This window comes from Klebsiella sp. 1SOBk5mer (assembly GCF_046603115.1).
Taxonomy (GTDB): domain Bacteria; phylum Pseudomonadota; class Gammaproteobacteria; order Enterobacterales; family Enterobacteriaceae; genus Klebsiella; species Klebsiella quasipneumoniae.
Window position 1 is genome coordinate 986,458 of record NZ_JBKIUU010000001.1, and the last position, 14,016, is coordinate 1,000,473.

General features: G+C 53.9%; 18 protein-coding genes. 10 read left to right on the top strand and 8 right to left on the bottom strand.

The window, feature by feature from the left end; all coding sequences use genetic code 11:
• Positions 1–5: 5 nt before the first annotated feature.
• The 4 genes from otnK to ACLH1U_RS04875 are packed head-to-tail and all read left to right on the top strand — an operon-like array spanning position 6 to position 4,092.
• The gene (otnK, locus tag ACLH1U_RS04860; RefSeq protein ID WP_072420241.1) at positions 6–1,271 is read left to right on the top strand and encodes a 3-oxo-tetronate kinase; all 1,266 of its coding nucleotides are present in this window, start codon (positions 6–8) and stop codon (positions 1,269–1,271) included.
• The gene (locus tag ACLH1U_RS04865) at positions 1,264–1,884 is read left to right on the top strand and encodes an aldolase (RefSeq protein WP_065806325.1); all 621 of its coding nucleotides are present in this window, start codon (positions 1,264–1,266) and stop codon (positions 1,882–1,884) included. The genes otnK and ACLH1U_RS04865 overlap by 8 nt, the downstream gene beginning before the upstream one ends.
• Before the next feature lie 4 nt (positions 1,885–1,888).
• Entirely contained in the window at positions 1,889–2,671 is a 783-nt protein-coding gene (locus tag ACLH1U_RS04870) for an HPr family phosphocarrier protein (RefSeq protein WP_085550834.1), read from the top strand.
• A gap of 56 nt (positions 2,672–2,727) precedes the next feature.
• A complete protein-coding gene (locus ACLH1U_RS04875; protein WP_023289599.1) occupies positions 2,728–4,092 on the top strand; it encodes a GntP family transporter in 1,365 nt (454 codons plus the stop codon).
• Positions 4,093–4,118: 26 nt separating this feature from the next.
• On the opposite strand, the gene ACLH1U_RS04880 is transcribed toward ACLH1U_RS04875, so the two are convergent.
• Complete coding sequence (locus ACLH1U_RS04880; protein ID WP_085550832.1) at positions 4,119–5,027, bottom strand: helix-turn-helix domain-containing protein; 909 nt, start codon at positions 5,025–5,027, stop codon at positions 4,119–4,121.
• Between the two features lie 310 nt (positions 5,028–5,337).
• Between ACLH1U_RS04880 and kbvR the strand changes: the two genes are divergently transcribed.
• Complete coding sequence (gene kbvR, locus ACLH1U_RS04885) at positions 5,338–5,949, top strand: LuxR family transcriptional regulator KbvR (RefSeq protein WP_085550831.1); 612 nt, start codon at positions 5,338–5,340, stop codon at positions 5,947–5,949.
• Positions 5,950–5,978: 29 nt separating this feature from the next.
• On the opposite strand, the gene ACLH1U_RS04890 is transcribed toward kbvR, so the two are convergent.
• On the bottom strand, positions 5,979–6,098 hold the full coding sequence (locus ACLH1U_RS04890) for a small membrane protein (RefSeq protein WP_137910593.1): 120 nt from the start codon (positions 6,096–6,098) through the stop codon (positions 5,979–5,981).
• 397 nt (positions 6,099–6,495) lie between these two features.
• On the opposite strand from ACLH1U_RS04890, the gene ACLH1U_RS04895 reads away from it, so the two are divergent.
• A complete protein-coding gene (locus tag ACLH1U_RS04895) occupies positions 6,496–7,713 on the top strand; it encodes a diguanylate phosphodiesterase (protein WP_085550830.1) in 1,218 nt (405 codons plus the stop codon).
• Positions 7,714–7,733: 20 nt separating this feature from the next.
• On the opposite strand, the gene ACLH1U_RS04900 is transcribed toward ACLH1U_RS04895, so the two are convergent.
• The 3 genes from ACLH1U_RS04900 to ACLH1U_RS04910 form a co-directional block, all read right to left on the bottom strand.
• Positions 7,734–8,246: a 2-oxo-tetronate isomerase gene (locus tag ACLH1U_RS04900; protein WP_023289595.1), complete on the bottom strand. Its 513-nt coding sequence runs from the start codon at positions 8,244–8,246 to the stop codon at positions 7,734–7,736.
• A 167-nt stretch (positions 8,247–8,413) separates the two neighbouring features.
• Positions 8,414–8,887, bottom strand: coding sequence for an Hsp20 family protein (locus ACLH1U_RS04905; protein WP_023289594.1), 474 nt, complete (start codon positions 8,885–8,887; stop codon positions 8,414–8,416).
• Positions 8,888–9,299: 412 nt separating this feature from the next.
• Positions 9,300–9,425, bottom strand: coding sequence for a hypothetical protein (locus ACLH1U_RS04910; RefSeq protein ID WP_369821819.1), 126 nt, complete (start codon positions 9,423–9,425; stop codon positions 9,300–9,302).
• Between ACLH1U_RS04910 and ACLH1U_RS04915 the strand changes: the two genes are divergently transcribed.
• Together ACLH1U_RS04915 and ACLH1U_RS04920 are read left to right on the top strand one after the other, a co-directional pair.
• On the top strand, positions 9,376–9,480 hold the full coding sequence (locus ACLH1U_RS04915; RefSeq protein ID WP_022065603.1) for a YnaM/YnfT family protein: 105 nt from the start codon (positions 9,376–9,378) through the stop codon (positions 9,478–9,480). The two genes, ACLH1U_RS04910 and ACLH1U_RS04915, sit on opposite strands and share 50 nt — an antisense overlap.
• A 412-nt stretch (positions 9,481–9,892) precedes the next feature.
• Positions 9,893–10,528, top strand: coding sequence for a helix-turn-helix transcriptional regulator (locus ACLH1U_RS04920; RefSeq protein WP_176221049.1), 636 nt, complete (start codon positions 9,893–9,895; stop codon positions 10,526–10,528).
• Here ACLH1U_RS04920 and ACLH1U_RS04925 read toward each other — a convergent pair.
• Positions 10,525–10,647 (bottom strand): small membrane protein, encoded by a 123-nt coding sequence (locus ACLH1U_RS04925; RefSeq protein WP_032452749.1) that lies wholly within the window; start codon positions 10,645–10,647, stop codon positions 10,525–10,527. The genes ACLH1U_RS04920 and ACLH1U_RS04925 overlap by 4 nt on opposite strands.
• A gap of 348 nt (positions 10,648–10,995) precedes the next feature.
• Between ACLH1U_RS04925 and ACLH1U_RS04930 the strand changes: the two genes are divergently transcribed.
• Positions 10,996–11,667, top strand: a complete 672-nt coding sequence (locus ACLH1U_RS04930; protein WP_085550829.1) for an SOS response-associated peptidase — start codon at positions 10,996–10,998, stop codon at positions 11,665–11,667.
• A 78-nt stretch (positions 11,668–11,745) separates the two neighbouring features.
• Here ACLH1U_RS04930 and ACLH1U_RS04935 read toward each other — a convergent pair whose 3' ends face one another.
• Entirely contained in the window at positions 11,746–12,282 is a 537-nt protein-coding gene (locus ACLH1U_RS04935; protein ID WP_101861563.1) for a GNAT family N-acetyltransferase, read from the bottom strand.
• 206 nt (positions 12,283–12,488) lie between these two features.
• On the opposite strand from ACLH1U_RS04935, the gene ACLH1U_RS04940 reads away from it, so the two are divergent.
• Complete coding sequence (locus ACLH1U_RS04940) at positions 12,489–13,382, top strand: LysR family transcriptional regulator (protein WP_255893257.1); 894 nt, start codon at positions 12,489–12,491, stop codon at positions 13,380–13,382.
• Here ACLH1U_RS04940 and ACLH1U_RS04945 read toward each other — a convergent pair.
• Complete coding sequence (locus ACLH1U_RS04945) at positions 13,377–13,979, bottom strand: LysE family translocator (protein ID WP_032452745.1); 603 nt, start codon at positions 13,977–13,979, stop codon at positions 13,377–13,379. The two genes, ACLH1U_RS04940 and ACLH1U_RS04945, sit on opposite strands and share 6 nt — an antisense overlap.
• Positions 13,980–14,016: the final 37 nt, after the last annotated feature.

The window sequence follows — 14,016 nt, forward strand, 5'->3', positions numbered from 1 at the left end:
ACAAGATGCAGCTTGGTGTCATTGCCGATGACTTTACCGGCGCCACGGATATTGCCAGCTTCCTCGTACGCAATGGCATGCCGACGGTGCAGCTAAACGGCGTACCGCCCCACGAACTGCCGCTGACCAGCGAAGCGGTGGTGATCAGCCTGAAAACGCGCTCCTGCCCGGTGGAAACCGCCGTCAGCCAGTCGCTGGCGGCCCTGCGCTGGCTGCAGGCCCGGGGCTGTCAGCAATTTTATTTTAAGTATTGTTCCACGTTCGACAGCACCGCGCAGGGCAACATTGGCCCGGTACTGGATGCTCTGCTGGCAGAGCTGGGCGAGACCCGGACGGTGATTTCCCCGGCGCTGCCGGTAAACGGCCGCACGGTCTATCAGGGGTATCTGTTTGTCGGCCAGCAGTTACTCAATGAGTCTGGGATGCGCCACCATCCGGTGACGCCGATGGAGGATGCCCACCTGGGCCGCTTAATCGAGCGCCAGGGCGGCGGAAAAGCGGCGCTGATCGCCTGGCCGATTATCGATCAGGGGCCGGAGGCGGTCGCTGCAGCGCTGGCGGCAATCAGCGACCCGGCGGTGCGCTATGTGGTGCTCGACGCCCTCAGTGAACAGCATTTGCTGACCCAGGGGGCGGCGCTGCGGGAGATGAAGCTGGTCTCCGGCGGCTCTGGTCTCGCCATCGGCCTCGCCCGCGACTGGGCGCAGCGCCACGGAACCCAGGGTGAAGGATCCCAGGCGGGCATGCCGCTGCCCGGCCCGGCGGTAGTGCTCTCGGGCTCCTGTTCGCTGATGACCAACAGCCAGGTGGCGGCCTATCGTGAACAGGCTCCCGCCCGCGCCGTCGACTTAAGCGCCTGCTTTACCGATCTGGAGGGCTATGCCGGGACGCTGGCGGCCTGGGTGGACGCAAACCGCGATTCGCCGCTGGCGCCGTTGGTCTATGCCACGACTGAGCCGCAAACGCTGCAGCGGATCCAGGCGCAGTATGGCGACAAGGCCAGCAGCGAACGGGTGGAACAGCTGTTCGCCTCCCTCGCCGCCGCGCTGAAGGAGAAAGGATTCACCCGGTTTATTGTGGCCGGAGGGGAAACGTCGAGCATCGTGGCGCAGACGCTGGGGGTCGAGGCGTTCCATATCGGGCCGACGATCTCCCCTGGGGTTCCCTGGGTGCGTGACACCCGCCAGCCGCTCTCCCTGGCGCTGAAGTCAGGTAATTTCGGCGATATCCAGTTCTTTGCCCGTGCCCAGCAGGAGTTTTGTCATGACTGAGCAACAGCTGCGAGATGAGATGGTGCAGATTGGCGCCTCGTTGTTTAACCGCGGTTATGCCACCGGCTCCGCCGGCAATCTGTCGCTCCTGCTGCCGGACGGCAACCTGCTGGCGACGCCGACCGGCTCCTGCCTGGGCGAGCTGCAGGCCCAGCGGTTGTCGGTGGTCACCCTGCAAGGCGAATGGATCGCCGGCGACAAACCGTCGAAAGAGATCGCTTTTCACCGGGCGGTCTATTTGCATAACCCGGCCTGCAAGGCGATCGTCCACTTGCATAGCCACTATCTGACCGCGCTCTCCTGCCTGCAGGGGCTCGATCCGCACAATTGCATTCGCCCCTTTACTCCCTACGTGGTGATGCGGGTCGGCGACGTCCCGGTGGTTCCCTACTACCGACCGGGCGACGACCGCATTGCCGAGGCGCTGGCCGGCCTGGCGCCGCGCTATAACGCCTTTTTACTGGCCAACCATGGTCCGGTGGTCACTGGCTCATCGCTGCGCGAAGCCACCAATAATACCGAAGAGCTGGAAGAGACCGCGCGGCTGATGTTTACCCTCGGCAATCGCGAGATCCGTTACCTGACCGCTGACGAAGTGGATGAACTGAGATAAAACCATGCCAAAATTTGCTGCAAATTTATCCATGCTGTTTACCGAACTGCCGTTCCTGGACCGCTTTGCCGCCGCCGCCCGCGCCGGTTTCGAAGCCGTGGAGTTTCTGTTCCCCTATGAGTATGCCGCCGGGGAAATTAAACAGCGCCTGGAGGAAAACCAGCTGCAGCTGGTGCTGTTCAATACCCCGCCCGGCGACGTTAACGCCGGGGAATGGGGACTCGCCGCCCTACCGGGCAGGAGCGCTGAGGCCCGGCGTGATATCGAGCTGGCGCTGGAGTATGCCTGCCAGCTGGATTGTCCGCAGGTGCATATTATGGCCGGCGTGGTGCAGCCGGGGATGGATCGCGCGGCCTGCGAGGCGGAGCTTTTCGATAACCTGCGCTACGCCGCCGGGCGCTTTGCCCGCCACGGCAAGCGGGCGCTTATTGAAGCCCTGAATCCGCAGACCAAACCGGGCTATTTCTATCACAGTCAATATCAGACGCTGGAGATAGCGCAGCGGGTCGACCGGCCAAACATCGCCGTGCAGTTAGATCTGTTTCATGCGCAGAAAGTGGACGGCAATTTAAGCCACCTTATTACCGAGTATGCCGGTCAGTACCGCCATATTCAGATAGCCTCCCTGCCCGACCGCCATGAACCGGACGAGGGCGAGATTAATTATTCATGGATCTATGCGTTGCTGGATAACGTCGGCTATGACGGTTGGATCGGCTGCGAATATATCCCCAGGGCGGATACCCTTTCCGGACTGGAATGGTTCTCGCCCTACCGGAAAAAATAAAGCGCGGTTCTAAAAATATAACTCTCTGTACACCTGTTAATACCCGAGGCAAAACTATGTCAACATCGGCGCTGTTACTTATTGCGTTAGCCAGCGTAGTGCTGTTGCTCCTGCTGGTGATCAAAGCGAAAGCGCATCCTTTTGTGGCGCTGCTGATCGTCAGCCTGCTGGTGGCGTTCGCCACCGGCATTCCGGCGGATAAAATCATTACCACCATTGAAAAAGGCATGGGCGGCCTGCTCGGCCACATCGCCAGCATAATTATTTTGGGATCAATGCTGGGGGTGCTTATTGAAATATCCGGCGGCGCCGAATCGCTGGCGAAAACGCTGACCGGCGTGCTGGGTTCTAAACGGACTATTGCCGCCTTAACCATCGTGGCTTTTATTCTCGGCACGCCAGTCTTCTTTGAAGTCGGCTTTATTATCATCATTCCGTTAATTTACGGCTTCAGTAAAGTCGCCCATCTGTCGCCGCTGAAATTTGGCCTGCCGATGGCCGGAGTGATGTTAACCGTCCATGTGGCGTTGCCAACCCACCCTGGCGCGGCGGCGGCGGCAGGTATTCTGCATAGCGATGTCGGCTGGTTGATGCTGGCGGGAATTGGAGTGTCGATCGTCGTGGGTATCGTGGGCTATTTTGTCGCCCGGTCTATCAATCAGCGCCATTATCATCTGTCGATTAACGTGCTGGAACAGCAGCAAACGGCCGAGGTGCCCGACCTCTCCGTCAACGCCCAGCAGACCCGACTGGCGCCGCCGAATGCGCTGGTTATCGGCGGGCTGATCGTGGTGCCCATCGTGCTGATTGTTTCCGGAACGCTGTGTCAGGCCCTGCTGCTGCCGGATAACGCGATTCGCCAGCTGATGACCGTCATTGGCACCCCGCCCGTCGCCCTGCTGATCTCCCTGGGGCTGGCCAGCTGGACGCTGGGCATCCGGCGGGGGATGAACCTGAAAAAGTTGGGAGAAGTCACCGGCAGCGCGATCCCCTCCTCGGCGGACGTGATCCTCGTCGCTGGCGCCGGCGGCGCCTTTGGCGGGGTGCTGGTCGCCTCCGGCATCGGCAATGCCTTAGCCGAGGCGCTGGAGACGATTCATCTGCCGCTGATGCCCGCCGCTTTCCTGCTGTCGCTGGTGCTTCGGGCCTCGCAGGGCTCGGCCACCGTGGCGATCCTCACCACCTCCGGCCTGCTGTCACAGGCGGTGGTCGGGCTGGAGCCGCTGCAGCTGGTGCTGGTGACGCTGGCGACCTGTTTCGGCTCGCTCGGGTTATCACACGTTAACGACGCCGGGTTCTGGGTGGTCACGCGCTATCTCGGGCTCTCGGTGCCGGACGGACTCAAAACCTGGACCGTACTGACCACCATCATGGGGGTGACGGGCTTCCTGATCACCTGGCTGCTGTGGTTTGTACTGTAATATTCACCCGGGTGGCTCCGGCCACCTTATCGTGTCCCCTTCGCGGGGACTAACTCATTATCGCTTCCCGGCAGCTGGCCTCCCGCTGACAGCGTCACCGGTATAAAATAGCGTACGTGATAGCGCTTCTCCTCTGCCTCTCCTCCTTCCGCATGACGGGTCATGAAGCATTCAATGTCATGCCCATCCCGACGGCTTACCCCCAGCGTTGGCAACTGATTCAGATAGAGATCGCTGGACAAACGGGCATAGCGTGACCAGCTGCCGTAGAATTCAACCCCCACATACAGCCCCGACCGGGTGGTCAACGCGGACGACGGCTTTCGCGCCTCGTGACAACCGACGAAGGCGTTAACCTCGACGTTAAGCTCATTTTGACTCGCTGCGGCGTAATCGGAGAGTATGGAAAGCGAACCGACTCCAGCGGCGAAAAAACGGTCAACCTTTTGCCTGATTGCCGTCTTGGCGGTACTTTGCAACACCATATCCGACAGGCGCAGTTCATACTTCATCGGGTAGCCATAATAGACCCGCTCCGGCAGGGAACAGATCCGAGCCAAAGGCAGGCTCTCATCATCCGTGGGGAATTTTTTTAACAGTTTTGCCGTGTCCCAGTGCGCCGCGCAGCGGTACTCCCGTGGCGAAAGCGAGAAACGTTTCTTAAACTCCCGGGAGAAGGTCTGCGGCGAATCGTAACTTAACTGCCAGGCTATGGCGGCGATCGGTTGCCGCGTTAAACGCAGACTGACCGCTGCGATGGTCAGCCGCCGCAGGCGAATATACTGCCCGATGGGTAACCGGCCATATTGATAAAACACCTCGTACACAAACCGACGCGAATAGCCCATATACTGCGCCAGGTCATCGATCGCCGGGTTACAGTAGATATTATCCTCCAGCCACGCCAGCATTTTTAAATAGAGCATCTGCTTCATAAGCACCGCATACTTCCTGTAATCTTGTCCTCCGCTAATTTTAGCAACAGATACTGGCTACCACTAAGCTTTTTATGCATCGCAAAAATAAAAAATTATTAAAGTGCTTAAAACGGCATCTAATATAGGCTTATCATTTTGTTTATTAGGAACTTTCGCATACCAACACACCGTTATCTCACTTTTCCTGGCAGATATTGCATTAATGAAAAACATCCCTTAGATTACCCCAGCTAAAAAAGACCTGCGCATCACCATTATATTCTTTAATTTATTCTGACACCTTTTTCATACCCCACAGGGAAGTTATATGACGAATTTTTTGATCAATATAAAAAATCACTATTTGCGAGTCGCTATTGCGGAGCTGGTGGATGAAGCGATGAAGACCTACGGGGGATCAGCCTATCAGTTTTCTGAACAATGGGACCTGGAGTCGATAGCGCAATCTCAGGTGTTCTTCACGGAAATGGTGGCGGGAGAATGGTACCTGTGTCATGACCTGTTTCAGCATGCCCCAGAGCAATACACGCTTTTTATTTTCCAGGACAATGAACAAGCTACCGTCGAAGAGGGCTTACCCAACTGTCTGCGGCAGGCGGTGTTTATACCTCCCCATGCTCCCGTTCAGCATCTTAAAGATGAGATAGTCAGCGCGATTCAGCGCCCCTTGCCTCCTCAGCATGACCCGTCCTTCAATCGACTGCGGCGTTGCATCAATTGCGCCTGCAAGTCGGTCAGCGATGCGCAAACCAAAGTCATTTACGCGTTCAGTATTGGTCTGAGTCCGCATGAAGTCGCGGCGGCGCTAAAAATTAGCCACAAAACCATTCATTCACATAAAAAGAATATTATGAGCAAGTTCAATTTGCACAGCCGCCAGCAATTTAACAACCTCGTAAAACTACTCGCCAGACGTTAATGCAATCGTCATTATATTACTTCTGCAGATTATCTTCTGGAACGGAAGACGTAGCGTCTTTTGCGTCTTTCCTGAATATAAGAAAGACCACTCCATAAAGAAATGACGGGACAAAAAATCAGACACAAAATAATAAATAAGTCGCTCATATCAGACCTGAAAAAAGGAATTAAACTTACGTTGATAATATGGATTTGCTTTTAATCAGGCAAGACCAGCGTCTCTTTTTGAGAGCGGGTAATATAATGGCAGGATAATTCCTGGTGGCGAATGTTAACCGATAATTTAAGACGGTGGATCAATACCGCAGGCGGAATGAGCGGCCTGTTTCCCCCTTTTGCATTGTAAATGAGAAAAAGATAGCTAAACCTCAGATTCCCTGTAGAGTGAAGGTAATCACAAAGTGAAGCTCCCGTTCCGCGTAGCGGACATCACGGTTGGTTAAATGTCATAAAAAAACCGCCTCCTTCTCCGAGGGCCTGGCCATACCTCCCTCAATACGCGCTGTGCGGACCATCACGCGCTGCCGCAGCGACCGGAATGATAATGCTAACCACCCTGATATACCGCAGCCAGGTTAATCCTGCCCGCCCGCCCACCGATCTCGACGCTTTAATTCATCGCGCCAGCGGGAAAAATATGCCTCTTGGCATCACTGGTATTCTGCTGTTTAACGGCCTGCAGTTCTTCCAGGTGCTGGAGGGAAGCGAGGAAGATCTTGAGTCGTTATTCCACGAGATACAGAGCGATCCGCGCCATCGCGACGTGGTGGAACTGATGCGCGACTATTCGGCCTACCGTCGTTTTCACGACACCGGAATGCGCCTGCTGGATCTTCGTCTTTTCGAAGCCGACAGCGCGCTGGAGGAGCTCCTGCGCTTTAGCTCGTTTGGGGTCACCGAGCCGGTCAACGACCGGATGTTCCGCCTGATTAGCGCCTTTATCGCCGACGGTGGGCGCTATTGTCTGCCCGAGCCGCTGCAGCCTTCTCGCTGGACGATGATGCCTGCCCCGGCCACTGCCACCGCGCGCCACCTGCCCGATCAACCTTGCCAGTTTGCCCTGCAGGCCATCGTCGAGCCGGCCAAAAAGCGGGTCTCTTCCTTTGAAGCGCTGATCCGCAGCCCCACCGGCGGATCTCCTGTGGAGATGTTTGCCGCCATCCCGGCGGAGGATCGCTACCGGTTCGACCTCGAGAGCAAAGCGTATGCCTTCTCTCTCGCCGGTCAGTTACCGCTTGGTAAACACCAACTGGCCATTAACCTGCTGCCCGGTTCGCTGTATAACCACCCTGACGCCGTAGGCTGGCTGATGAACAGCCTGCTGGCGGCCGGCCTCCGGCCGGACCAGGTGCTGATAGAGGTTACCGAAACGGAGGTGATCACCTGCTTTGACCAGTTCCGCAAGGTGCTCAAAGCGCTGCGCGTCGCGGGCATGAAGCTGGCCATCGACGACTTTGGCGCGGGTTACTCCGGCCTGTCGTTACTGACCCGCTTTCAGCCCGATAAAATCAAAGTGGATGCGGAGCTGGTGCGCAATATTCATATCAGCGGCGCCAAGCAGGCGATTGTCGCCTCGGTGGTGCGCTGCTGCGAGGATTTGGGCATCACGGTGGTGGCGGAAGGCGTCGAAACCCTGGAAGAGTGGTGCTGGCTGCAGTCGGTGGGCATTCGCCTGTTTCAGGGGTTCCTTTTCTCCCGACCGTGCCTGAACGGCATCGGGGAAATTTGCTGGCCGATAGCGCGTCAGGCCACGGATCTGTAAGGCCGCGGTAGTCGGCAGCGTCACTGCCAGTGGGGGAGCTTTTCGCCCAGCGCCGCCAGAGCGAAGCGTACTGCTTTCGCCACCACTGTCTCGCAGTCGCCGGTAAAGCGCAGCCGTTGAGTTTCGATCTGGCCGCGAAAGTTCCAGGCAAACCATACCGTGCCGGCGGGGGTTCCATCCTCTCCCCCCTCCGGTCCCGCATAGCCGCTGATGGCAATGGCGATGTCGGCCCCGGCTATCGCCAGCATACCGCTGGACATCTCCTTCACGCACGCTTCGCTGACAGCGCTGTGTTCCGCCAGGGTTTCCGCGCGCACCTGCAGCACATTGCGCTTGGCTTCATCGCTGAAGGTGACCACGCCGGTATCATAAAAGGCCGCGGTATCAGCCTGAGCACAGAGCGCTGCCGCCAGATTGCCGCCGGTGCAAGATTCCGCAGTGGTGAGCCGCCAGCCGCGCGCGATAAGCGCCCGGGCCACCTCGGCCGTCAGTTGATGAGTATGTTGTGCGTCTTTATCGATCTCGTCAGCCATTCTCACTCCTCGCCGAATTTGAAAAGTATCACCGCCTCACTACCCTGTTAACAGGATAGCATAGTGATTTCTCTCGTCGCCTGGAGGCCGTTTACGCCACCCTGAGTGGATAAAAAAAGGCCCGCAGCGCGGGCCTTGAAAGGAACTCCCTCGGCACAGAAGCGGAATCACACTTTGTGTTCGATCACCCGCCCCTGGTTCTCAATGGCAATTTTGCGCGGTTTTTCGCTCTCGGGGATCTCCTGATGGATAGCAATTTTTAAGATCCCGCTCTCCAGCTGCGCCTGATTAATCTGGGCGTGTTCGGGAAGCGAAAAACTAAGCTGGAAATCAGCCCGGCGAATGCCTTTATAAATCCAGCCCTGGCTGTTTCCGGAATGATTTTCGGTTTGCGCGCGTTTACCGGTAATATGCAGATTACCGCCTACGGTCTCTATTTCCAGTTCATCATCTTTCCAGCCAGGCACGCTGACGCTGAGCAGGAAATTACTGTCATCCACTTTCTGTAAATCGTAGGCTGGTAAGGTCCCCACCGGCGTATCGCCCGTTAACTGGCTGAAAAGACGGTCGATACGGTTAAAACGATCGGCAAAAAGGGAATCAGCAAATACCGGGAGTGCTGACAAGGTTTTGAGTGCCATAATTAACCTCCTGAATATCCATTCAAAAGCTCAACATGAAGGCAAGCATTGCTTGTCCGCTTTATGAAATAATAGCTAAAGCGCGTTTTTCAAGACCTGAAATAAAAAAATTTCTTCGTCAGTCACAGAAAGAAATAACCAGGTCAGGTGGGAAAGTGACCCCCGCCAGACGGCGGGGGCTGGGGTGCTTCTGAGTCCCATAACTGATGCTGTTTAACATTCAATAAACAGAAGCGTCATGTATATATTACTTGTTCAAGGGGATGTCAACGCCCGAATCGCGCCCCCTCACCCGTCGCCCTGCAATAGCGCCACGAGAAATGCGGTTCTCCTGACGATCGTTTCGCCAACAGCGGCGGCCTCGACATCACTTTGTCCTCGCTGGCGCCAGCCGGAAGACCCTGGCGAAAATTTACGCCGTCAGGGAAGGAACCTTTCTCATCCCTCCGTGCCTAATAACCTGCATACGCACTTTCTGAGGCATCACTATGACCGGCATTTTTATCTCTACCACCCTGTTCGCCCTCTTCGCGTCGATGTTGATCGGTCTGGGGATGGTATGGAAAGGCATCTCCAACAACCCGGATAACTAATCCCTTTTGGACGCCGTTGCCATTCACCTGATGCAGCGGCGTGATAGCGCCCTCTACCGGCATCCGGTCAGGACCACTTCTGCTTCCGCTCAGGCATTATTGACAAGAGTATGCCCTAACCGAACCGTTTTTGAATAAATGATTCATGCACTAAATACATCACTTGAATTAATACATTCCAATCCAGAATTAATGTTTGTTATATGTACAATTTAAGCAGTTTGTGCCAAATCACCGGCTACATCAGGGCAAAAGCAAAAATTAAGACCTTGATTTATATGATTTTTCAAGTCTTTCCCAGATAAAGTCTCAAAAATGGATTTATTGATTTTATTAGCTATTAGAAATATCCTAATCCCATATACTGTAAATGCTCTCCCCCTTAAAAAATATTAATATTTTGACGATCGGCATTACTATGACTAATATTTTCATTAATACTGAAAACATATTTCTTAATCGAGGTGTTTGTGAACTTCTTATCGAGGTCGCAAAGGAAGAAAACATCTGTACACCTTTTTCCATTTTGCAATACTCACCAGATACTCTCGGTCAGATAGATATGCTGTTTACGGAAATGACGACCGGTGAACATTATCTATGCCACCCGGTTTTCAAAAAAATCCCCGAACACACATCTATTTTTATTTTCGTTCCTACCGATAGTGCTGTGCAAGTTGATCGGATACCGTTTTGTCTACGTGATGCTACTTTTATTAGTATCAACACCGGATTGCACCGTATAAAAAATCAGATTGCGAAACATCTGATGGAGTCAACAGCGTCGATTGCTAGTAGCCAGGTAAAAGACAGCAGACGCTGTGTAAAATGCCCTCGATTAACATTGACCAAATCACAACTTTATATTATCGATGCAATCAGAACGGGAATGAATAATCAGCAGATAGCGCAAGAACTAGGTATCAGCCATAAAACGGTCTTTTCCCATAAAATCAATATCATGAAAAAATTCCAAATAGCCACCAAACAAGAGTTGACGAAATTCTCATCCGTTGCTCTTGCGCTTTCCTCAGGAAGGATCGGTTAACGTCGAGTTTTGTTAAATCGCATCTTCATTTTTCTTCTATCTTTAACATAGGAGAGACCAAAAAATAATGATGTCAATAATAATACTACCGCCAGGGATAATAATAGCCAGTTACTCATAAACAACCTTTTCAAAGTAAAAGATGATTTTTAAATAATAAGGGGTAAAAGTTTTCAAACACAACCAAACGCCAACCATTTCAGACAAAGGTAAAGCCACATACGATAATTCTGAAAAGCAATAAAAAGAGAAGAAGCCTTCTCTCTAGCCCCGGTTATTAGGGTAATAAAGATTACTCGTAAAGAGAAAAAGCCAGGTACCACACCGAACGGTTATTGCAGAGACGTCTGGCAATATGATGGCCTGAAATTATAGCCTCTCCCTGTGGAATGATTGTGGTTTTTGGTAAGGCGTCCCTTTTTTCTGCTGTTCTATACTTTTAGTCAGACATCTGGCTGGAGGTGGCGATGTGCGGACGTTTTGCGCAAGCGCAGACGCGTGAAGCATACCTGGCCTTTCTCGCAGAAGAGGCCGAACGCGATATCCCCTGGGACCCGGAGCCCATTGGGCGGTATAACGTCGCGCCCGGAACAAAAGTGTTACTCCTGAGTGAAAGGAATGAGCAACTCCACCTCGACCCCGTTCACTGGGGCTATGCGCCGGGATGGTGGGATAAATCACCGCTGATTAATGCCCGGGTTGAAACCGCTGCCACCAGCAGGATGTTCAAACCGCTGTGGCAGCACGGGCGGGCGATCTGCTTCGCCGATGGCTGGTTTGAATGGAAAAAGGTCGGAGACAAAAAACAGCCCTACTTCATCCAGCGGAAGGATGGCCAGCCGATATTTATGGCCGCTATTGGCAGCACCCCCTTCGAACGCGGGGACAGCGCCGAAGGATTTTTGCTGGTGACCGCTGCCGCCGATCGCGGTCTTGTCGATATACATGACCGCCGGCCGCTGGTCCTGACGCCGGAAGCCGCCCGGGAATGGATGAGGCAGGATCTCACCGGCGCGGATGCGGCGGAGATTGCCAGGGACGGAAGCGTCTCCGCCGACGATTTCACCTGGCACGCGGTATCGCGGGCGGTCGGCAATGTGAACAATCAGGGGCCAGCGTTAATTGAGCCAGTAGAATGAGCGCATAACTCTGTGCCGATCCCCCGCCAGATTCGCCGGCTGCGGTGCGATCCAGCCTTGCGAATAAGCCCCCGCGAGTTACCCCGACTGGCTTAACCACTCGCTTAAGGTCAACGAATAAAGCAGACTCGGCGGCGCATTTTCTATATCGGCAATCTCGTTGATAAACCTCAAGCCTGCTTTCTCGAGCACTTTTCGCGAAGCCAGGTGATTCGCCCTCACCACCGCTGAAATCTCCGTGAGTTTGATCGCCTCGAAGCCATATCTTACCGCCGAGGTCGCGAGGTCGGTGGCCAGCCCTTTTCCCCATGCCTCTGTTGCGAATCGGTAGCCAAGATTGTTGAGAATGACATCGTTATAGCGGCGAATACTTAAGCCACCAAAGCCAATGATTTTTTCCGGAGCATCACGCGCCGATATGGCCCAGTTGCCAAACCCGCGATCGTGCCAGTGGGCAAGCCAGCGCTGGAGAACCGTACTGGCAAAGTCAATATCCGGGTAGGGTCCTGCGGGGTTAAAGGTATTGGTCGCCGGATCGCCATAAATTCGGTAAAGATCGGCGACATCTTCAGCCATGACAGGGCGAAGCCGCAGGCGATGAGTCTCAATATGCAAACGTATCTCCTTGACGAGTGAGGTGGCCCGCGACGCTTCGCGAACCCTCCCTGCCGTTGTGGATGCCTGGGACTCGTTCAAGCGGACCTGAGAAGCGCGATTAAACAGATACTTCCGGCAATAAAAATAGGATATGGTAATCCGGAAACGGGATCCCTTTTTGTCGGCGCCACGCATATCGTTACCGAGTGAACACAGGACTGTAAATGATCGATGACATCCGCTACCTGATAGTCTTTGCCAAAATTGTCGAGAGCGGTTCTGTTTCAGGCGGCGCCGCGGCGTTAGGGTTGTCGACCGCAACAGCAAGCGCACATTTATCCAGGCTTGAGAAAAACCTTAACAGCGCTTTGCTCTACAGAAATACCCGAAAGTTTTCTCTAACACAAGATGGCGAAAGTGTGCTGGAGACCGCCAGGTCGATGCTCGAGCTTTATGAAAAAGGCGTCATTGAGTTTAAGCAACGTTCGGTATCCACAGCCGGTAAGCTGCGTATTTCCATACCTGCCGTTTTTTTAAACAGCCCATTCACTCACCATCTTGCAAATTTCATTAAAGAGAACCCGGATATTGCTCTGAGCATTTCTTATAGTGACCTGCGCGAGGACATTATTGCCGACAGTATTGATGTCGCCTTTCGCATTGGCGAGCTCCCCGATAGCGCTCTCAAGGCCCGGCACCTGTTTGTTCTGCCGCGAAAGCTGGTGGCAGCAAAGGGCTTTCTCCTGCGCTATCCCCCCATTGATCATCCCGCTATGCTTGAATCAATGCCGTGGATTGGGCTGACGATGAGGGAGAATGTGCGCGAGTTCAGACATCGCAACGGCGAACGGGCGATAATAAAGTATACACCCGGCGTGTATGTCGATAGTGTTGAGGCCGCCTATGCCCTTGCCAGACAACAAATTGGCCTGGCCGCTCCGCCGCGTTTTCTCTGCGAAGAGGATATCCGCCGCGGCGACATGCAGGAACTACTTCCTGACTGGTCATTAGCCCCGCTAAAAGTGTATGCCCTTTGGCCAGGCAATATTTCAGTTAGCGGCGCGGCCTATAAACTGATTAATTATATCTATAATGCCATTGAACATCAGCCGCTATGAATAGGTAATATACTGCGAATACAGTATGTAACCCGCAGTCATGCACAATAATCCGCCCATCACCAGATTAAACAGGCGGATCTGTGCTCTGCTTTTGAGAATCGCTGACATTTTATCACCGAATATCGCCCAGGCCGCCAGGGACAGATAGCAGACAAAAAAGTAGATGATAATAAATAGCGATATACTCAGGCGCGACGAGGGTTCAGAAAACAAGGCGACGCCAGAGGCACAGGCAGCCCAGGCTTTAGGATTGAGCCATTGCATTAAAAAACCCTGCGCAAACCCCGGCGCCTGTGCTTTTTTCAGTGACCATTCCGGATGTGAAGTAGCAATTTTATAGCCCTGAAACAAGATAAATAACGAACCAACGATATTCAGATAGCTAAAAAACCAGGGGTGCGTTGCGATGGCCGCGTAGAGTCCAAAACTAATTAAAACCAGTAACAATGTAAAACCAATAGTGGCGCCCGAGACGAAAGAAAATGTTTTTCTGAATCCATGCGCAGCGCCGGAAGAAATAATAACCATATTAACCGGACCTGGCGAAAATGACAGGGCCAGCGCAAACATAAGCATAGTAACGATCAAAACCATTTATTTATCCGTTTTCCAGGGAGAGATATCGTGGCAG